This is a genomic window from Streptomyces sp. NPDC004629, from assembly GCF_042873595.1.
Classification (GTDB): Bacteria; Actinomycetota; Actinomycetes; order Streptomycetales; family Streptomycetaceae; genus Streptomyces.
The window spans coordinates 184,416-202,919 of sequence record NZ_JBIALO010000004.1 but is presented as its reverse complement, the minus strand read 5'-3'; the positions used below and the strand labels follow the sequence as shown (position 1 = coordinate 202,919).

Annotated in this window: 13 protein-coding genes and 7 pseudogenes; 11 read left to right on the top strand and 9 right to left on the bottom strand. The window is 72.1% G+C overall.

Annotated features, from left to right (window positions below):
* Window positions 1–292 precede the first annotated feature (292 nt).
* Window positions 293–763 carry a carboxymuconolactone decarboxylase family protein gene (locus ACFYTE_RS07990; protein WP_388706381.1) on the top strand — a complete coding sequence of 157 codons (471 nt, stop codon included), beginning with the start codon at window positions 293–295 and terminating at the stop codon, window positions 761–763.
* Between the two features lie 577 nt (window positions 764–1,340).
* Here ACFYTE_RS07990 and ACFYTE_RS07985 read toward each other — a convergent pair.
* Window positions 1,341–1,666, bottom strand: a pseudogene (locus ACFYTE_RS07985) (cupin domain-containing protein); the annotation flags it as partial.
* Here ACFYTE_RS07985 and ACFYTE_RS07980 point away from each other — a divergent pair.
* A pseudogene (locus ACFYTE_RS07980) lies at window positions 1,656–1,880 on the top strand (peroxiredoxin); the annotation flags it as partial. The pseudogenes ACFYTE_RS07985 and ACFYTE_RS07980 overlap by 11 nt on opposite strands.
* Window positions 1,881–1,882: 2 nt before the next feature.
* Window positions 1,883–2,642 (top strand): annotated as a pseudogene (locus ACFYTE_RS07975) (FAD-binding protein); the annotation flags it as partial.
* 93 nt (window positions 2,643–2,735) lie between these two features.
* Here the strand turns inward: ACFYTE_RS07975 and ACFYTE_RS07970 are convergent.
* Window positions 2,736–3,002, bottom strand: coding sequence for a WhiB family transcriptional regulator (locus ACFYTE_RS07970; RefSeq protein ID WP_388706378.1), 267 nt, complete (start codon window positions 3,000–3,002; stop codon window positions 2,736–2,738).
* 280 nt (window positions 3,003–3,282) lie between these two features.
* On the opposite strand from ACFYTE_RS07970, the pseudogene ACFYTE_RS07965 reads away from it, so the two are divergent.
* Together ACFYTE_RS07965 and ACFYTE_RS07960 are read left to right on the top strand one after the other, a co-directional pair.
* Window positions 3,283–3,501: pseudogene (locus tag ACFYTE_RS07965) on the top strand (sigma factor); the annotation flags it as partial.
* A gap of 46 nt (window positions 3,502–3,547) precedes the next feature.
* Window positions 3,548–4,096: a hypothetical protein gene (locus ACFYTE_RS07960; protein ID WP_388706376.1), complete on the top strand. Its 549-nt coding sequence runs from the start codon at window positions 3,548–3,550 to the stop codon at window positions 4,094–4,096.
* Here the strand turns inward: ACFYTE_RS07960 and ACFYTE_RS07955 are convergent.
* Both ACFYTE_RS07955 and ACFYTE_RS07950 read right to left on the bottom strand, forming a co-directional pair.
* Window positions 4,089–5,630 (bottom strand): AMP-binding protein, encoded by a 1,542-nt coding sequence (locus ACFYTE_RS07955; RefSeq protein ID WP_388706373.1) that lies wholly within the window; start codon window positions 5,628–5,630, stop codon window positions 4,089–4,091. The genes ACFYTE_RS07960 and ACFYTE_RS07955 overlap by 8 nt on opposite strands.
* 172 nt (window positions 5,631–5,802) lie before the next feature.
* A pseudogene (locus ACFYTE_RS07950) lies at window positions 5,803–6,384 on the bottom strand (AMP-dependent synthetase); the annotation flags it as partial.
* Between the two features lie 202 nt (window positions 6,385–6,586).
* Here ACFYTE_RS07950 and ACFYTE_RS07945 point away from each other — a divergent pair.
* From ACFYTE_RS07945 to ACFYTE_RS07930, 4 genes are all read left to right on the top strand, one after another.
* Window positions 6,587–7,429, top strand: a complete 843-nt coding sequence (locus ACFYTE_RS07945; protein ID WP_388706370.1) for a LuxR C-terminal-related transcriptional regulator — start codon at window positions 6,587–6,589, stop codon at window positions 7,427–7,429.
* Between the two features lie 144 nt (window positions 7,430–7,573).
* Entirely contained in the window at window positions 7,574–10,411 is a 2,838-nt protein-coding gene (locus tag ACFYTE_RS07940) for an ATP-binding protein (protein WP_388706367.1), read from the top strand.
* Window positions 10,412–10,608: 197 nt separating this feature from the next.
* A complete protein-coding gene (locus ACFYTE_RS07935; protein ID WP_388706364.1) occupies window positions 10,609–11,397 on the top strand; it encodes a S1 family peptidase in 789 nt (262 codons plus the stop codon).
* A gap of 279 nt (window positions 11,398–11,676) precedes the next feature.
* On the top strand, window positions 11,677–12,324 hold the full coding sequence (locus ACFYTE_RS07930; protein WP_388706361.1) for a LysE family translocator: 648 nt from the start codon (window positions 11,677–11,679) through the stop codon (window positions 12,322–12,324).
* Window positions 12,325–12,406: 82 nt separating this feature from the next.
* Here ACFYTE_RS07930 and ACFYTE_RS07925 read toward each other — a convergent pair.
* A pseudogene (locus tag ACFYTE_RS07925) lies at window positions 12,407–12,856 on the bottom strand (DNA glycosylase AlkZ-like family protein); the annotation flags it as partial.
* A gap of 182 nt (window positions 12,857–13,038) precedes the next feature.
* Here ACFYTE_RS07925 and ACFYTE_RS07920 point away from each other — a divergent pair.
* Complete coding sequence (locus ACFYTE_RS07920) at window positions 13,039–14,196, top strand: magnesium and cobalt transport protein CorA (protein ID WP_388706359.1); 1,158 nt, start codon at window positions 13,039–13,041, stop codon at window positions 14,194–14,196.
* On the opposite strand, the gene ACFYTE_RS07915 is transcribed toward ACFYTE_RS07920, so the two are convergent.
* Window positions 14,118–15,278: a nitronate monooxygenase gene (locus ACFYTE_RS07915; protein ID WP_388706357.1), complete on the bottom strand. Its 1,161-nt coding sequence runs from the start codon at window positions 15,276–15,278 to the stop codon at window positions 14,118–14,120. The genes ACFYTE_RS07920 and ACFYTE_RS07915 overlap by 79 nt on opposite strands.
* Window positions 15,279–15,292: 14 nt before the next feature.
* Entirely contained in the window at window positions 15,293–16,396 is a 1,104-nt protein-coding gene (locus ACFYTE_RS07910; RefSeq protein ID WP_388706795.1) for a YbfB/YjiJ family MFS transporter, read from the bottom strand.
* 256 nt (window positions 16,397–16,652) lie between these two features.
* On the opposite strand from ACFYTE_RS07910, the gene ACFYTE_RS07905 reads away from it, so the two are divergent.
* Window positions 16,653–17,501, top strand: coding sequence for a LysR family transcriptional regulator (locus ACFYTE_RS07905; RefSeq protein WP_388706354.1), 849 nt, complete (start codon window positions 16,653–16,655; stop codon window positions 17,499–17,501).
* A 44-nt stretch (window positions 17,502–17,545) separates the two neighbouring features.
* Here the strand turns inward: ACFYTE_RS07905 and ACFYTE_RS07900 are convergent.
* Together ACFYTE_RS07900 and ACFYTE_RS07895 are read right to left on the bottom strand one after the other, a co-directional pair.
* Window positions 17,546–17,685: pseudogene (locus ACFYTE_RS07900) on the bottom strand (transcriptional regulator); the annotation flags it as partial.
* Window positions 17,686–17,775: 90 nt separating this feature from the next.
* Window positions 17,776–18,483 (bottom strand): B3/4 domain-containing protein, encoded by a 708-nt coding sequence (locus ACFYTE_RS07895; protein ID WP_388706351.1) that lies wholly within the window; start codon window positions 18,481–18,483, stop codon window positions 17,776–17,778.
* Window positions 18,484–18,504: the final 21 nt, after the last annotated feature.

Below are 18,504 nucleotides of genomic sequence, written 5' to 3'. Positions count from 1 at the left end.
GTGTTCGCTGATGGTGCGCTTGCGGTGCCCGGTGTCCGCGGGCCCAGGACGATCGCGCCGACTCGGGCCGACGGCCCTCACCCACTCGTTCGACGCTATCGGCTGTGCCCGGCGGCCCCGGAGGCGGGGCGCGAACACAGGTCGTCTTCACACGGTGTTCCAGGTCGCCGTGTAGCGCCGATCCGGACCGGGGCCTGGTCCGACGAGACGTACATCGATGACCACGATGTCACAAATCCCGGGGGCTCCCGGTCAGTGAGCTGTAACTGTTCCGCACCCGAGGAGATCCATCATGGATGCACGCATCAACTACTTCGGCAACGCCCTTGCCGGCAAGGTCATGAAGCACCTGAACTCGACCGGCGCGGCGGTGCAGGGGGCCCTCCCCGTCGCCACTCAGGAGTTGGTGAAGATCCGCGCCAGCCAGATCAACGGCTGCGGTTTCTGCACCGACATGCACACCAAGGACGCCGTCGCCGCGGGTGAGGAACAGCAGCGTCTGAACCTGGTGGCCGTGTGGCGCGAGGCCACGGTCTTCACCGACGCCGAGCGTGCGGCGCTGGAGCTCACCGAGCAGGGCACGCGCATCGCTGACGGCGCGGGCGGCGTGTCGGACGAAGCCTGGGCGAACGCCGCGAAGCACTACGACGAGGACCAGCTCGCCGCGCTGATCTCGTTGATCGCCGTCATCAACGCCTACAACCGCATCAACGTCATCAACCGGCAGCCCGCCGGCGGCTACAAGCCCGGCATGTTCGGCTGAGTCAGCCGCTCCGGCCCGGCCGGACGCGGACCGTTCCCCCGCCTGGTCGCCCACCCCTCGATCAGGCGGGGACGGGCCCCGCCCCACCCGGAATCCGGTGGACCCTCATGTCGCTGCACCTGCAGATCGTCGTCGGATACTCGGCGCTGGCAGCCGGTGCGGCCATGCCGCTGTGCGCGGGCCTGCCGGCCGTCGGTGCGTCGATCGCCTTCGGCACGCTGCGGCAGACCGCCGCGGCCTCTCGACCGCCGCACGGGCGGACACACGGCTGGCTGATGGAGCCGCCGCTGGTGTCCCGCTTCACCCGTCACCAACCCGTCGAACGACACCCGGCCGGGGTCGCCGGCCGTCACACCGGCGAAAGCCCGCCGGTCTCGCATTCGAGCAGATGGCACAGCCGGCGCACGCTTCGGAGGAGGAGCGTGCCGCGTACTTCGGCAAGCACGACGCGTCCTTCGTGGAGCAGGGGCAGGAGCCGCCGACAGGTGGGGCCCCGCGCCCGTGACTGCCGTCGTCGCCGGGGTGTCACGGGCACTGGGACCCACCGTGTCACGGGCACGGGGCCCCACCGCGAGGGTCAGGCGGTGGGTCGTGGGGCGCGCAGGTGGGCGCGTTCCTTCAGTTCCTCCTCGTCGACCAGTTCGAGCATGGGCTTGCCGGGGGCGCACATCATGGTGACGACGAACTCGGTCCTTTCGTCGGAGAGGGCGTTGCCGTCCTGGTAGTGGATGGAGTCGCCGCCCGGCTCCCAGAAGGTGCCGCCGGCCTCGATGACGCGCTCGGCTCGCCCTCCAGTTCGAAGCGAACCGCGCCCTTGACGACGTAGCCGAACGCCGGGCCGGAGTGGCGGTGCGGTGGGGTGCCGGGGTCACCGGGCTCCCACTGGACGTGGATGGTCATCGACGGGCACGAGTTCTCGCCCATCTACGCGACCACTGTGACCGTCCACGGCGGTGTGGCCTCCCATGGGCGGGCCTCCGGCCGGGCACGCTCGTCCGACGGCGCCCTGGAACTCGATCTGCGCATGCCCGCCGAACTGGGCGGTGACGGCCGGGGAACCAATCCCGAGCAGCTCTTCGCGGCCGGCTTCGCGGCGTGCTGCCACGGCGCGCTGAGCTGCTCCCCCGGGTCTACCAGACGCTCCTCGAACTGCAGATGCTCGACATCACCCGCGAACCCATCGAGGTGGCCCCCACGGCGCACTACTCGATGGGCGGCGTCTGGGTCCGTCCCGAGGACCACAGCACCGACGTCCGCGGCCTGTACGCCATCGGTGAGGCCTCCAGCGGTCTGCACGGCGCCAACCGCCTCGGCGGCCACAGTCTCATCGAACTCCTCGTCCACGGCCGCATCACCGGCCAGGCCGCCGCCTACTCCGCGTCACTGACCGCGCAGCCCCCGGTCCGCGGCCGCCGTGGCCCAGGCCCGCGCCGAAGTCGGCGAACTGCTCGCCGCCGACGGGCCGGAGAACGTCCGCGCCCTTCAGCGCGCCATCCGCAACACCATGACCGAACACGCCGGCGTCGTCCGTGACGAACAGGGTCTGCGCGCCGGCCTGGCGGAACTGGACACCATCGAGAAGCGCATGGAGAACGTCGGAGTCCACCCCGACATCGCCGGCTTCCAGGACCTGGCCCACGCCTTCGACCTCAACTCGGCCGCGCTGGCGGCCCGTGCCACTCTCGAAGCGGCGCTGGAACGCCCGGAGACCCGCGGTTGTCACAACCGCAGCGACTTCCCCGACACGGACCCCGCCTTCCGCGTCAACCTCGTCTGGTCCCCGACGACCGGAATCACCCACGAGAGCATTCCGCCTGTTGCGGAAGAGATCGCGTCCCTCATGGCAGATGTCTCCACCGAAGGAAAGCTCGTCGAATAACGGCCCGCCGGCCATGCTGATGCAACGCCCACCCGCGTCGGTGACACCCGCCGCGCGGTTCGGCGACCGGGACGACCGGCCGGCCGGCCGCGCTCAGGCGGCGGTCTCCGTCGCCGCCGGCTCGCGCGCCGCGCGCCGACGCAGGGCACGGCGCTCCCCTTCCGTCGTGCCGCCCCAGATCCCCTCGACCGGGCCCGCGTCGAGGGCCCACGCCAAGCACTGCTCCGTCACGGGGCAATGACGGCAGACGGCCTTCGCTTCGTCCGTCTGTACCGCCACCGGACCACTGTTGACGCTGCCGATCGGGAAGAAGAGATCAGGGTCTTCGCGTAGGCAGAGGCCCCGTACGCGCCAATCCATGAAACACCTCCTGCGTGAGAAACGGATACCGGTTCGGGGGTTGGCTCGTCGTGTCAGGGAGTGCACAGAAAGCGGTGGGTAATAACATCCCCGCTTCTCGCTTTAGGGGACCGAACGATCGGCGTGCGTGTGACATCGAGCCGACGGACCGGCCGCGTGACCGCAACACCCGGCCAGAACCCTCAGTGCGCCGGTCCGCCGCCCCGGCGGTCCTCGGCAAACGGCCACATGGTCCGCTCCGCGAAAACACCGGTGACAAAGAAACGGAGGCCAAAGGATCATGCATCCAGAGGCGCCCCCCGTGGAAGGCGACCTGAGCGAGGCCGTTTCCGTCTTCGTGGGTCTCCGGCCACGTCTCTTCGGCATCGCCTATCGCGTGTTGGGCAGTGCAGTGGTGGCCGAGGACGTCGTCCAGGAGGTGTGGCTGCGCTGGCAGTGGACCGACCGTGCCCTCGTGGTCAGCCCCGTGGCGTTCCTGTCGAGTACCACCACACGGCTGAGGCCCGCCCGCGTCATCGGTGTCCGCGGCGAAGGTCCTGGGGCGGGTGATCACCTATCGTGTGCGCATCGCTCATCCGGGCGGACCGGGCATCGGCTGGGAGTACCTGCGCATGCCCGGTCTCGAACGCCACCTGGCCATGGTCTGCGTCGAACCGGTCGGCACGGGCGACTCCGGACGGCTCGCCGCCCTCGTCCTGTACGACACATCGCCGGTCGCGGACGAACAGTTCTGGTCGGCGGCGGTCGCCGCCATGGAACGGTTCGTGAAGGACCACGTCAACGACCATCCGGAGGTGGCGGGTTACGTCGCCGCCCTCACCACCCGTCTCGACCGGCTCGACGACGAGGGCACCACTGCCGTGTTGCAGACGATGATGCCGGCCCATCTCTTCGACTACTGGGGCAGGGAGGAGGAGTTCGCGCCCGCCCGTCAGTCACTTCGGATGTACGCGGCCCCCACCCGGGGGCAGGGCGCTCCGTTCGACATCCGTGACGAACTGCCCGGTATCACCACTCCGGCACTCGTCCTGGCCGGCGAACAGGACTTCATCTGCGGACCGCGATGGGCCCGTCGCCGGCCGAGAATCAGTTGACGCCCCGGTCGCGGCCCGTCCAGTAGGGCTTGCGCAGCTTGAACTTCTGGATCTTTCCCGTCGCCGTGCGCGGGATCGCGTCCCGGAACTCGACCGAGGTGGGCGCCTTGTAGCCTGCCATGCGCTGCTTGCAGTACGCGATGATCTCCGCCTCGGACACTTCGGCGCCCTCGGCCGGCACCACCAACGCCTTGATCGTCTCACCCCACTTCGCGTTTGGCACCCCGATGACCGCCACCTCCGCCACCGCGGGATGACTGAAGATCGTGTCCTCCACCTCGATCGAGGAGACGTTCTCACCTCCGGTGATGATCACGTCCTTCCTCCGGTCGGAGATCGTCAGATGCCCGTCCGCCTCGTCGATCGACCCGCCGTCCCCGGTGCGGAACCACCCGCCCTCCAGCACCGCCGCCGTCTCCTCCGGCTTCTCCCAGTAGCCGTCCAGGACCACGTTCGACCGCGCCAGCACCTCGCCTGAATCCGCGACACGCAGCCTCACCCCCAGCGCCGGCAGCCCCGCCCGCGACAGCTTCCGCGCCCGCTCCCGCGCCGGCAGCCCGTCGTCCTGCGGCCGCGTCCGGTTGAACGTCAGCACCGGCGAGGTCTCCGTCAGCCCGTAGATCTGCGTGAACTCCCACCCCAGCTCCTCCTCCACCCGCTGGATCATCCGGCTGGGCGGCGGCGCCCCCGCACACACGATCCGCACCCGGTCCCAGCCCGGGACCTCCCCCTCCCAGCCCGCCGCCGCGTCCAGCACCGCGTTCCACACCGCCGGCGCACCGCACATCAACGTCACACCGTGCTCATCCACCCGCCGCAGGATCTCCGCCCCGTCCACCTTCCGCAGCACCACCTGCTTCACACCGAGCCCGGCCATCACGAACGGCATGCCCCAGCCGTTGCAGTGGAACATCGGCAGCGTGTGCATATACACGTCCCGCTCCCACGCCCGGGTGTGCAGACCGAAGGTCAGCCCGTTCACCCAGATATTGCGGTGTGTGAGCTGAACCCCTTTGGGGCGCGCGGTCGTTCCGGAGGTGTAGTTGATCGTCGCGGTGGCATCCTCGTCCGGATCCGACCAAGGGCGCGGCTCCACGCCGAACCGCATCAGCTCGCTCTCCGTCTGCTCCCCCAGCACAAACCGGTGGTCTGTCTTGATGTCCGCCACCGTGTCCCGGACCTCGGGATCGACCAGCAGCACCGAGGCACCGCTCTGCCGCACCACGTACTCGATCTCCTCCGCCTTCAGACGGAAGTTGACCGGTACGCAGATCCGCCCGCTCATCGGCACCGCGAACAACAGCTCCAGGAGACGGGCCGAGTTGTGGCTGACCACCGCCACCCGCTCGCCCTCCCCCACACCCAGCGCGTCCAGTCCCGCCCGCCACGCCCGGACGCGTTCGCCCAGCCGTCCGTACGTCGAGGCCGGCACCGGCGCCGCGGGCTGGTTCGGCTCGTCGATCACACCCGAACTGGCGGCGAAGCCCAGCTCCGCCCGGTCCAGGAAGTCCGCAATCGTCATCGGAACCCGCATCGCTCTCCTCCACTCCTTGCTGTCAAGCCTGCCGTCCCGCACACACCGCGATCCGCGTTCGAGAAGCGGTGACCCAGGGGACGTCGGGCTCGGGTACGGTCTCGGTCTGCCCGAAGCCGTCGCGAACGGTGACGCCCCGGGACCGGCGGGCCTGCTCGACGACCTCGGGGTTGAGCGGTTCACCGGTGAGCGTGGGCCCGTCCTGTGTGAAGTCCGCCGACCCGGCGTACGCGTCCTCGTACGGCTGCCGGCCCGCCGGGGCGCCGCCGACCGCGGCGCGCGTGCAGTCGCGGGGCATGTCGGCGAAGTCGGCGGTGCAGGCCGTACGGACGGGCATGTGCCGGGCCCGGCCGCGCTTGACGCGGTCGCGCGGGTCGGCGGGACCGAGCAGCGGGGTGGCCGGGATGACCACGGCGCGCGGCTCCACCGCGGTCGGCGCGGCCTCCCACAGTTCGGCCTGGTCGCCGAGCATGACCGGGACGCGGTTCCCTGCGGCGGCCCCGCACGAGCACGGCCACTTCGCGACCCGGTCGGACAGCTCGGCGAAGGGCAGCCGGGCCCCGGCGCCGTCCTCCTCGGCGATGTGCAGGGCGGTCCGGTCGTTGCCGTCCGCGACGACGTCGAACCGGTCCGGTGCCCGGTTGCCGTGCTCCGGGCACGGCCACTGGAAGCCCTCGTCGGCCGGGGCGTGGTCCTCGCGGTGTGCCGACAGGACGTCCCGTGCCCGGGGGAACAGCTCCGTCGCCGTCGTCATGTGTGCTCCCTGCTTCTCCGTGTCTCCAGTCGCTCGCCCGTGGGGCACGTCGGCCGAGACCGGCCGGCCTCTCCCGCTCACTCCCATCGGTGCCGGACCATTGCCGGACGGCTCCCTGGCATCGTGTACTCCGTGTTGCAGGTCTCACTACCCCCGAACGGGGGTGTGCAGCGCACGAAGGCCGCGACGAAGGGGCGAACAGGTGGCAGCGGACGTCGCGGGGGCGGTGGAGATCAGCGGTGCCCTGGCCCGGCTGCGGCGCGCCACCGGGCTGCCGGTCGCCTTCGGCGGCCTGGTGGAGCCCGGCCGGGCGAGGGTGCGCATCAGCGAACTGAGCGGCACGTCCACGCCGGCGCTGCGCGCGCTCGCGGTGACCTCGGGCAACGGCCTCGGCGGCAAGGCGGTGGCCCTCGCGCGGCCGTGCGCCGTGCCGGACTACTCCTCCTCGCGGCAGATCAGCCACGAGTACGACGTCCCGGTGGCCGCCGAGGGTCTGCGTTCGGTGCTCGCCGTGCCGGTGGTGGTGCGCCGGCGGGTGCGGGGCGTGCTGTACGGCGCGCTGCGCTCGGCGCAGCCGCTGGGCGACCGCACGCTGAGCGCGGCGGTGGCCGCGGCCCGGGACGTGGAGCAGGCGCTCGTGCTGCGCGACGAGGCGGGCGGGCTGCTGGCGGCGGCCCGCCCCGAGCGCCCGGCCGACGGCGGACGCGGCCCGTGCGGTCCCGGCTGGGAGCAGGTGCGCGAGGCCCACGCCGCACTGCGCACCCTGGCGCCGAAGATCGCCGACCCGGCGCTGCGGGCCGAACTGCTGGCCGCCTGCGGGTTGTTGACGGCGCCGGAGCCGGCGCGGGGCGCGCAGCTCGCACCGCGCGAACTGGACGTCCTCGCCTGGGTGGCCGCCGGCGCGACCAACGCGGCCGTGGCGGACCGCCTGGGCCTGCGCCCCGAGACGGTCAAGGGCTATCTGCGTTCGGCGATGCGCAAGCTGGGCACCCACACGCGTGGCGAGTCGGTGGCGGCGGCCCGCCGGGCGGGACTGCTGCCGTAGCCGGGAGCCCGTCCATTCCTTGGGACGGATCTTTGAATTCCCTGCGCGTGGCGGTTGTTGTTTCCCTCACCACGTCTTCCGTCCGAATTCCAATGATCATTGCCTAGAATTTGGCCCGGACACGACACGAGGGGAGCGGCGACCGTGCGACGGGACTTCCAGGAGCCTGCGAGATGCCGCCCCGACCTGGTCTTCGGCCGGGACGAACCGCTGGCCGCGGCCCGTGACCAGCTCACCTCGGGCGGCAGCGTCCTGCTGCACGGCCCCGCCGGAATAGGGAAATCGACCGTCCTGCGCGCATTGGCGGCGGAATACGCCGCTGCCGCCCGCACCGTGTTGCGCTGCTCCGCCACCGAGTCCGAATCCCACCTGCCCTTCCTCGCGCTGGCCGACCTCTTCGGACTGGTCCTGGACCAGGTCTCCGGACGGCTGCCCGCGGCACAGCGCACCGCCCTGGAGTCGGCCCTCACCGGCCGCGGCGAGTCCACCCTCCAGCGCGACGGCCTGGCCCTGCGCCTCGCGGTGCTGTCCGCGTTGCGGGCCCTCGCCGCCGAGGGCGGCGTCCTGATCGTCGCCGACGACCTGCAGTGGCTCGATCCGGCCAGCGCCGAACTCCTCGGCTTCGCGGCCCGCCGGCTCGGCGGCACCCCGGTACAACTGCTGTGCGCACTGCGTACCGACGGGCAGGAGTACGACCGGTATCTACGCGCGTCCCCGCCGGACACCGCCGCCGTACGCCTCGGCCCGCTCTCCCGCACCCAGGTGGCCACGCTGCTCGACCACCGCGGCCACCGCCTGTCCCGCTCCACGGTCCGCGAGATTCACCGCACCAGCGGCGGCAACCCGCTCTTCGCCCTGGAACTGGGCCGCGCCCTGGCCGAGAGCCCCACCCCGCCGCGGCCCGGCGAGCCGCTGCCCGTGCCCACCTCGCTGCGCGCCCTGGTGCTCAGCCGCCTCGACATGCTCTCGGTCGAGGCCCGCCGCACCCTGCTGGTGGCGAGCGCGGGCGCCCGTCCCACGCCCGCCCTGCTGCTCGCGGCCGGCCGCGACAACGCCGAGGCCGAATGCGCCCAGGCCGCCGAACTCGGTCTGCTGGCCACCGACCTGGACGGCCCCGCCGGGCCGGCCATCCGGTTCGCGCACCCGCTCATCTCGGCCGCCCTGTACGCGGAGGCGCCCGCGCCCGAGCGGCGGGCCGCGCACGCCGCGCTGTCCACCGCGGCCTGCGACCCGATCGAGCGGGCCCGCCACCTCGCCCTGGCCACCACCGGCACCGACCCGGAGGTCGCCGGCCGGCTCGCCGAGGCCGCCGGCGAGGCCCGGGACCGCGGGGCCCCCTCCGTGGCGGCGCAGCTCGGCCTGCTCGCCGCCCGGCACAGCCCCGCCGGCACCGTGCCGGGACCCGAGGAGCGCCGGCTGCAGGCCGCCGAGGACGCGATCACCGCGGGCGAGGTCGACCTCGCCCGGGACATCGCCCACGAGGTGCTGACCCGGACCACCGTGCCCGCCCACCGGGTACGGGCCTGGATCATCGTGATCGACACGGCCGGCCACACCATGAGCGAGGTCGACTCGGTCTTCCCGCAGGCCCTGGCCGACGCCGGGGACGACCCGCGGCTGCTCGCCCTGGTCCACTACCAGCTGGCCTGGCGCGGGCTGATCGTGCAGGGCGACTTCACCGAGGCCCGGGAGGCGGCCGCGCACGCGGCGGAGCTGGCCGCCCGCGGCGGCGACCGGCGCACCGAACTGCTCTCCCTCGCCTTCCAGGCCCAGACCGAGACCCTGATGGGCCATCCGAACGCGCCCGGCACCATCAAACGCGCCCTGAAGGAGCCTCAGGACCCCGCGGTGGCCTGCCATCACAACGGCGCGGGCAGCGCCCGGTTCCGCTGGCTGGTCATGAGCGACCAGCTCGCCGAGGCGCGGGCGACCGTCACCGCGCTGCTGCGCGAGGTCCGCCGGCGCGGATCGGTGGAGAGCGAGGTGCACTTCCTGCGCGGACTCGCCGAGACCGAACTGCGCTCCGGGCACTGCGGCCGGGCCCTCGACCTGGCCCGCGAAGGCCTCCGGCTGGCCCGGGACTCCGGCATCGGCGAGACCGCCTCCGCGATGCTCACCTCGCTCGCCGAAGCCTCCGGCGGAGACGTGGACCGGGCGCTCGCGCTCGCCCGGGAGGCGGTGCAGCACGCCCGGGAGGACGGCGACCAGATGTATCTGTCCCGGGCGCTCGGCGCACTCGGGTACGCCCAGTTGGTGGCCGGGGACCCGGCGGGCACGGTCCGCTCGCTGCGCCGGGTGCGCGAACTGGAGCTGGGGCTCGGCATCACCGACCCGGCGCGCGGCCGCTGGCACGGCGACCTCGCCGAGGCGCTGGTCCGGATCGGTGAACCCGACGAGGCGCAGGACGTCATCACCGTCACCCGGGAGCATGCGCTGCGGCTCGGCCGGGACAGCGTCCTCGCCGTCCTGGACCGGGCCGAGGCCCTGGTGCGTGCCGTCCGCGGCGAACGGGAGGCCGCCGTCTCCCAGCTGACCTCCGCTCAGGACCGGCTCGCCAAACTGGGCTACGGACTGGAGGAGGCACGGGCCGCCTTCGCGCTGGCCGCGCTGCGCACCCGACGGCCGGACCCGGACACCCCGGACGCGGCCCTCGGACGGCCGGCGGCGTACGACGAGGCCACCCGGCTCTTCCGCCGCTGCCGTGCGCTGCCCTGGCTGCGCCGGGTGGACGAGGCGCTGACCGCCCCGGATCCCCAGCCGCCCCTCGCCCCGGCCGCGCGCGACGGGCTCGAAGGGCTGGCCCCGACGGAGCGTCAAGTGGCCGCTCTCGTCATGGAGGGCGCGACCAACCGGGAGATCGCCGCGCGCCTGTTCGTCAGCGTCAAGACGGTCGAGGCGACCCTCACCCGGGTGTACCGCAAACTCGGGATCCGTTCGCGGGTCGATATCGTCCGATTGGCGGCAGGCCGCCGAGCGAAGTGAGAACACTGCCGGTTTACTGGGCCCGACCGAGGGTTTTCCCTGCCCTACTCCCTTAGGGGGTTCCCTCATTGGAGTCATGGGTCCCGGGTCCTAGCGTAAGGGCGTGCCGCTCGCCCGGGCACATGGGGGTCGGTCCCGTGGCCCTCATGCCCCCCAACCCGCGCGCCCCCACCGGCAACCCCCCACTGAGGAGACTCATGTTCGGGCTCACCCGCGCAAGAAGGACCGCCGCCGCCCTCGTGGCCACCGGCGCCGCCGCGACCGCGCTGCTCGCCGCCCCCACGGCGCTCGCGACCCCGCGGCCCGTCGTCGGCGGGACGACGACCACGACGACCGCGTACCCGTTCATGATGCAGATCACCGACGCCTCGCAGAACCAGTTCTGCGGCGGCACCCTGGTGTCCCCCACCAAGGTGGTCACGGCCGCGCACTGCATGGTCGGCGAAACCACCGGCAGCGTACGCGTGGTGGGCGGCCGGACCTACCTCAACGGCACCAACGGCACGGTCAGCCGGGTCAGCAGGATCTGGATCAACCCTGGCTACACCGACGCCACCAACGGCGACGACGTGGCCGTGCTGACCCTGTCGACGTCCATGCCGTACACCACGGCGTCGTACGTCTCCTCCTCCCAGACGGGTGTGTACGCGGCCGGCAGCACGGCCCGGGTCCTCGGCTGGGGCACCACCTCGGAGAGCGGAAGCTCCTCCAACCAGCTGCGGACCGCGACCGTGCCGGTCGTGTCCGACTCCAGCTGCGGTACCTCCTACGGTTCGGACTTCGTCCAGACCGACATGGTCTGCGCCGGATACACGTCCGGCGGCGTGGACACCTGCCAGGGCGACAGCGGCGGTCCCCTGCTCATCGGGGGCGTCCTGGCAGGGATCACTTCCTGGGGCGAGGGCTGCGCCCGCGCCGGTTACCCGGGTGTCTACACCCGGCTGACCACCTTCTCCGACCTGGTGACCGCGCAGGTCAACTCCTAGCCGGGCGGAAGCTCTCGCACCCGGAACGAACTCCTGAGTACCCCTCAGGTAGAGCCAGGGGGGCGTTGCGGGCCTCCACGAGCGGCCCGCACCGCCCCCCTGTCCATCTGCCCGCCTCCTCCGGTCCCCCTGTCCGCGTCCACTCCGTCTGCCCGCGTGCACCCGTCCTGCGGTGCGCGGGCCGACGGGCTCGCGCGGCCGTCTGGCGGCGCACGGCGGCGCCCTGTTTGAATGGGCGGCCCCGCAAGGAACGGGAAGGAACGGATCGGAGTGCCGGCCATGGTGTCCACGGAACGTCTCGTCGCCTTCGCGGCCATGTCACTGCTGGTCATCGTCATCCCGGGGCCGAGCGTGCTGTTCGTGATCGGCCGGGCCCTCGCGCACGGCCGGCGCACCGCCGTGGCGACCGCGATCGGCAACGTGTTCGGCTCGTATCTGCTCGTGGTGGCCGTGGCGGTCGGCGTCGGCTCGCTGGTGGAGCGGTCGGCCGCGCTGTACCTGACGGTGAAGCTGGCGGGCGCCGCCTATCTGGTGCACCTCGGCATCCAGGCCTTCCGGCACCGGGGCGAGCTGACGGCGTCGGCGATCCGGGCGAAGCCCGCGGCCCCGGCGCGCGGCGATCTGCGGACCGTGCTGGACGGCGCCCTGGTCGGCGTCACCAACCCCAAGGGCGTCGTGTTCTTCGCCGCCGTCCTGCCCCAGTTCGTGGACCACTCGGCGGGGCACGTACCGCTGCAGATGCTGCTGCTCGGCCTGGTCCCGATCGGCATCGGCCTGGTCACGGACACCCTGTGGGGCCTGACCGCGTCGGCGGCTCGCGCCTGGTTCGCCGGCTCGGACCGCCGGCTGTCGCTGATCGGGGGCGCGGGCGGGTTCACCATGATCGGCCTGGGCGTGACGGTGGCGGTGACGGGCCGCGCGGACTGAGCCGCGGGCCGCTCGGCCGAAGTTCCGGATTCACGGGGGCTCTCTCGGCCGGGGCGCGGCGCGGCCGGCCGTCAGCCGTCACTCATCGGGCGTCGACGACGGTGCTGAAGCGGATGTCGTACGGCTCCCCCGGATGCAGCGTGCCCAGCATCCGCTCCCCCTCGGCGGCCACCTCCGCCCGCTGAGCCCTGGTCAGCTCGCCGAACGCCTCGACCACCAGGGTGGTGCCGTCCGTCTTCCACAGCCCCGCGAGGAAACCGTCGACAAGGAGCGTGCGGTAGGCCTGGTTGCCCCGTGCGTTGCGGCCCCGGTGGGCGGGCGGCACGACGCGGGAGCGGTCGGCGTGGGCGAGCAGCAGGTTGTCGTACTCCGGCAGGAAACGCGGCGGGGCCGGGGTGTCCGCCTCGGGCCGCGGCGCGTCGGACAGGTCGAACAGTTCGACCCCGTCGGGGCCGCGGAAGCAGACGAGCCGTGGGCGGAGCCGTTCGAAGACCTCACCCATCCGGGTCGGTCCGGCCCAGGACTGGCGCTCCGCTGGGCGGGCCGCGATGGGCCGTCGGTTGTCTGCGGCACCGTCGTGGCTGGTCGCGCAGTTCCCCGCGCCCCTTCGGGGCGCTGTCCAACCGCGTGGACGGGTGCCGTCCCACGGTCCGTTTGCCCCGTATATCCTGATCGAGATCACGCCGTACCCAGGCTCGACGAGAGGCTGCCGCGATGTCCGAGCGACGCGCCCGCCCCGCCTCCAGGACCGCACGCTCCGGTCGGCGCCGCGCCCTGCCCCCGCGGCAGCCGCCGGCCGCCGAACCTCCCGCGAGCGCGGCGGGACCGGACCCCGCGGAGCCGGCCGGACCGGCCGGCGTGGTCGAGTCGGCCCTGTACCGCGACGGGGTACGTGTCTCCTCCCCGGCCACGCTCGCGCAGACCTACCGCGAACTGCGCGAGCAGCCGGCCGGCATGGCGTGGATCGGCCTCGCCCGGCCCACCGCGGACGAACTCCTTTCCCTGGCCGAGGAGTTCGACCTGCATCCGCTCGCGGTCGAGGACGCGATGGAGGCACACCAGCGGCCGAAGCTGGAACGGTACGGCGACACCCTGTTCGTCGTCCTGCGCGCCGCCCGCTATCTCGACGCGCCGGAGGAGGTCGACTTCGGCGAGTTGCATGTGTTCGTCGGCCAGGACTTCGTCATCACGGTGAGGCACGGCGCGGCCCCCGACCTCTCGGCGGTCCGCGCCCGCATGGAGGACGCCCCCGACCTGCTGAAGCTGGGCCCGGAGGCGGTCCTGTACGCGATACTCGACGCGGTCGTCGACGGGTACGTGCCCGTCGTGTCGGGTGTGCAGAACGACATCGACGAGATCGAGACCGAGGTGTTCCGCGGTGAACCCGAGGTATCCCGCCGCATCTACGAACTCTCCCGCGAGATGGTCGAGTTCCAGCGCGCCACCCGCCCCCTGGTCGGAATGCTGCACGGCCTCATCGCCGGCTTCGCCAAGTACGAGACACACGAGGAACTACAGCGCTACCTCCGGGATGTCGCCGACCACGTCACCCACACCAGCGAACGCGTCGACGGCTTCCGTCAGGCGCTCACCGAGATCCTCACCGTCAACGCGACCCTCGTCACCCAGCAGCAGAACGCGGAAATGCGGGCGTTGGCGGAAGCGGGCTTCGAACAGAACGAGGAGATCAAAAAGATCTCGTCCTGGGCGGCCATCCTGTTCGCCCCGACCCTGGTGGGCACGATCTACGGCATGAACTTCACACACATGCCGGAGTTGCACTGGGCACTCGGCTACCCCTTCGCGATCGTCCTGATGGGGATCGTATGCGCCAGTCTGTACGTCATCTTCAAGCGACGGGACTGGTTGTGAGTAAGCCGCTCCGAGGCATCGCTCTCCCTATGTGCCCGTGACAGGCTGGGCATTCCGATTGAGCAGAGGCGGGCGAAGGTGTCGGCGGCGGGTTCGACCTTCGCGTGCTGGTGGCCGGTTCCGGCCCACAGGTGGATCAGGCGTGTGTCGCCGACTGCGGTGGCGGCCTTGCGGAGCGGGCCGGTGAGGTGGTGCAGGGCTGGGTAGCCGAGCGGGGCGATGGGGTCGTAGTGGTCGGTGAAGTGGTTACGCAGGGCGCGGGCGGGTCGTCCGGTGAAGGCGCGGGTGACGCTGGTTGTGGGGAAGGCCGGGTCGGTCAGGGCGGCCTTGTGCGGGTCGGAGGCACCGCTCTCGTGGGTGCGCAGCAGGGCGGTGCCGATCATGGCGGCTTCGGCGCCCGCGGCCAGCGTGGCGGCTACGTCGGTGGCTGTGGTGATGCCGCCGGCGGCGATGACGGGCAGGGCCACGGCGCGGCGCACTGAGGTGATCAGATCGGTGAGGTGGATCGGCTGCGGTGGTTGTGCGGGGGTGAGGGTGGCCGAGTGTCCGCCGGCGGCGGATGCCTGGACGATGAGTGCGTCGACGCCGGCTGCGGCGGCCTGGCGTGCTTCGTCGGCCGAGGTGACGCACTGCAGCACGGTGCTCCCGGCCCGGCGCAGGGCGTTGATGACCGTGCGGTCGGGGATGCCGAAGGTGAAGGACACCCAGGGGACGGAGTCGGAGGTGAGTAGGTCGATCTTGTCCGTCCAGTGGTCGTCGTCCTCAAGCGGGTGCTCGGGCAGGGTGAGACCGTACCGGTCGGCCTCCCGCTGTACCGCCCGTGCGTAACTCCCGTACACCTCGGCGGAGATGGAGACCGGGTTCGGGGCGAACAGGTTGACGCCGAACGGGACGCTTTCGGCTCGGGTGGTGTGGATCTGCCCGGCGAGGGCCTGTGCTGTCTTGTATCCGCCGGCCAGGAAGCCAAGGCCGCCGGCTCGGGCGGCGGCGGTCACCAGTGCCGGGGTGCTCGGCCCGCCGGCCATGGGGGCCGCGAGGAGGGGAAGGTCTGCTCCGAGGTCGGACAGCAGGGCGGCGCTCATGTCGACTCCTTGTCTCAGACGGTGGAGGGCAGGGGGCTGAGGTGGTGCGGGAAGCGAACGCAGACCGCGGCGGACGCGGCCGCGGCGACGGCGACCATCGCGCTGCCGAGCAGAAGCGCCTGCTGGTAGCCGTGGTGGAGCAGCGGCGCGGCGAGCAGCGGGCCGAGGATCTGGCCGATGCTGTATCCGGCGGTCAACAGGGCCACGGCGCGCGGTACTTGAAGGTGGCTGCCGATGGACAGGGCGATGGTGCTCACCCCCATGAAGGTGGCGCCGAACAGGACGGCGGAGACGAGCGCGGGCGCGGCGCCGCCGAACAGGGCGGGCAGGGCGATACCGACGGCCTGGATGCCCAGCGAGGCGAGCAGGAGAGCGGGCCGGGACCAGCGGTGGGCGAGGCGGGTCCACAGGGCGCAGGAGGGCAGGGCGGCGAGGCCTACCACGATCCAGGATCCGCCGCCGAGCCAGCCGCCCACGTCCTGCTGGATGGCGGCGACCAGGAAGGTGCCGGCGATGATGTAGCCGATTCCCTCGAAGGTGTAGCTGGCGAGCAGGGCAAGGAACCAGCGGTGGGTACGGGGCCGTTCGGCCTGGGTCGTGGCCGCGGAGGTGGTGCTGTCGGGCTGCCGGGCGAGCGGCCAGGCGAGCACGGTAAGGAGGGCGGCGAGCGCTGCGCAGGTCCACCAGGCGGCCTGCCAGGCGGAGGCGGCCTGTACGGCGACGACCAGCAGGCCGGACAGGGCGATCCCGGCACCGACCCCGCCGAAGGCCCAGCCGACCAGGTGGTGGGCGTGGGTTTGCAGGCGCGAGAGCATCGCGCTGACGGCGATCACGAAGACCAGGGCGCTGGCGGCACCGGCCACCAGGCGCAGGACGAACCAGGCGGTGCCGTCGTGCGTGAGGGGCATCAGCGCCAGCGTCGCCACCATGACGACGAGCGAGCCCCGCAGCGCCAGCGCGGACCGTACGAGGGCGGGGGCGGCGATGCCGGCCAGGGCGCCGGCGAGGTAGCCGATGAAGTTCGCCGTGGCCAGGTTCGCCCCGAGCGCGGTGGAGAGTCCGGCCTGCTCGTGCATGAGGGGAAGGATCGGGGTGTAGACGAACCGGCCGACTCCCATGGCCGCGGCGAGGGCGGCCGCCGTCTGAGCGACGATCCACCAGGGCGACGGCGTTCTCGGGCCGGGCAGTGGGGCCGATGCCTTTCGGCTTGTCGGTGACTGCGCGGCTGCTGGCGGCTTCACGGCTGGGGCACCTTCCTGGCGGCGTTCACGGGAACGCTTTCCACGCTAGGCAGTGCACGTACGGCTGTGAAATACCGGTTACGCTGCCGCTATGCGCCACAGGCATGGATGAGTGAGAGGGGACGCCACGGATATGGATGTCGAACTGCGTCACCTGCGGGCCTTCACCTGTGTGGCCCGGCTTCGCTCGTTCTCGCGGGCCGCCGAGGAGCTTTTGATCACGCAGCCGGCGCTGAGCCGTACCATCGCGCAGCTGGAGGGCAAGCTGAACGTGCGGCTGCTGGAGCGTTCCTCGCGGCACGTCGAACTGACCGACACCGGCGCGGAGTTCCTCGTGCATGCCGAGCGGGTGCTCGCGGCGCTGGACGAGGCCCTCGCGGTGGTGAGCCACCGTGTCACCCTGCGGCTCGGCTTCAGCTGGCTGCTGCCCGACCCCTGGGCGCAGCGCACCGTCAGCCGGTTCGAGGAGAGCACGGGCGCGTCCGTCGCCCTGGCCCGGACCGACGACCCTCTCCAGGCACTGCGGCAGCACACGGTCGATGTCGCCCTCGTCCGCGGGGATGTCGACGTACCCAAGGGGGCGCGCGTCGTGCGCCTGGACGACGAGCCGCGCATCGCCGTGTGCTCCGAGCACTGCGCACTGGCCCGCCTCGGCCGTCTGGACTGGTCGGACGTGCGGTACTGGCCGCTGGTGGTGAACACGGTCAGCGGCACCACCGGCCCCTGGTCGTGGCCGGCCGACCAGCGCCCGGACCAGATCATCGAGACGGCCAACTACGACGAGTGGCTGGAGTCGGTGGCCGCCGATCGAGGCATCGGCATCGTCCCCGAGGTCGCGCAGCGCCGCACCCAGCACCCGGCCCTGCGTTTCGTGCCGCTGACCGGGGCGCCGCCGAGCCCGGTCAGCCTGGTCCACCTGGTCGATGCCCAGCGCGCGCTGATCCGCCGGTTCCTGGACGCCGCCGTTCGGACCGCGCCCTAGGTGCCGCTGAATCCCATGTATGCCCCGGACTGCTGAAGCAGCGGCGGCCCCGGTGCCTCGGTGCCCGCGAGGAGACGGTTGCAGCTGCCCGCGTCGGTGTGCCACGGCCATGCGGCCTGCTCGGCGGAGACGATGCGGACGGCCCCTGCGCGTAGTCGAGCAGGGTGGTGATGCTGACGCCGAGGGTGTGGCATCACCAGGGCCGCACAGGAACTGCAGGGGAGAAGGACTGGCCCCACGAGTACTCCGGGCGCGGCGCCCCTGACCAGCGCGCTCAGACCGTGATGTCGGGCTGCTGCGGGCTGAGAAAGTGCACCCGTGCTCGCTCGGCATGCGGCAGGAGCAGGGCGGCCAGTTCCTCAGCGGCGGCCTTGAGGAGCTGACCGTCGCGGGCGCCGTGGAGGGTTTCGAGGACGAAGGCGACGCGGCTGGAGTCCTCGGTGACACGGGTGCGGTGGGCGTCGCGGTGGTTCCAGTGGCGGGTCAGGACACCGGTGGTGTCGGTGTAGATGATCTCGCCGGGCTTGGGGTTCTCGATGGTCTCGGGCTCGCCGAGCGGGGTGAACTCCTCGCTGCCGTCGGCGTACGTGATGTCGACGTCGCCGGTGACGTGGTCGAGGTCGAAGGCGCCGGCGGGCAGGCCGTGGCGTACGGAAACGGAGTTGTAGGAGTCGACGGCCCGGTTGATGCGCGGCAGGGTGCCCTTCTTGGCCATACGGCGGCCCAGCGCATCGACGCTCGGGCGGATCCGGCGCGGATTGGTGCCGAAGGAGCGGTAGGCGGTGTGCCACGCCGCGATCCGCGGGTCGCTCTCGTCGGCGGGAGCCCAGGTGCCGTCGGCGAGCTGTTGTTCGAGGTCGGCGAGGACGGCGCTGGTGTCGGGCCAGGGCTCGTGGCCGCGCAGCCCGGTGGCGGCGACCACGGCGATCAGGGTGTCGGGGAAGGCATCGGCGACGGCAGGGGCGATACGGAAGGCGGTCATGGGTGGGGCTCCGTTTTGAGA

What these genes read in the sequence shown, in the direction of transcription:
- ACFYTE_RS07990 (WP_388706381.1), top strand. Translation starts at nt 293, where the DNA reads ATGGATGCACGCATCAACTACTTCGGCAACGCCCTTGCCGGCAAGGTC.
- ACFYTE_RS07970 (WP_388706378.1), bottom strand. Translation starts at nt 3,002, where the DNA reads ATGGATTGGCGCGTACGGGGCCTCTGCCTACGCGAAGACCCTGATCTC.
- ACFYTE_RS07955 (WP_388706373.1), bottom strand. Translation starts at nt 5,630, where the DNA reads ATGCGGGTTCCGATGACGATTGCGGACTTCCTGGACCGGGCGGAGCTG.
- ACFYTE_RS07935 (WP_388706364.1), top strand. Translation starts at nt 10,609, where the DNA reads ATGTTCGGGCTCACCCGCGCAAGAAGGACCGCCGCCGCCCTCGTGGCC.
- ACFYTE_RS07930 (WP_388706361.1), top strand. Translation starts at nt 11,677, where the DNA reads ATGGTGTCCACGGAACGTCTCGTCGCCTTCGCGGCCATGTCACTGCTG.
- ACFYTE_RS07920 (WP_388706359.1), top strand. Translation starts at nt 13,039, where the DNA reads ATGTCCGAGCGACGCGCCCGCCCCGCCTCCAGGACCGCACGCTCCGGT.
- ACFYTE_RS07915 (WP_388706357.1), bottom strand. Translation starts at nt 15,278, where the DNA reads ATGAGCGCCGCCCTGCTGTCCGACCTCGGAGCAGACCTTCCCCTCCTC.
- ACFYTE_RS07910 (WP_388706795.1), bottom strand. Translation starts at nt 16,396, where the DNA reads ATGGGAGTCGGCCGGTTCGTCTACACCCCGATCCTTCCCCTCATGCAC.
- ACFYTE_RS07905 (WP_388706354.1), top strand. Translation starts at nt 16,653, where the DNA reads ATGGATGTCGAACTGCGTCACCTGCGGGCCTTCACCTGTGTGGCCCGG.
- ACFYTE_RS07895 (WP_388706351.1), bottom strand. Translation starts at nt 18,483, where the DNA reads ATGACCGCCTTCCGTATCGCCCCTGCCGTCGCCGATGCCTTCCCCGAC.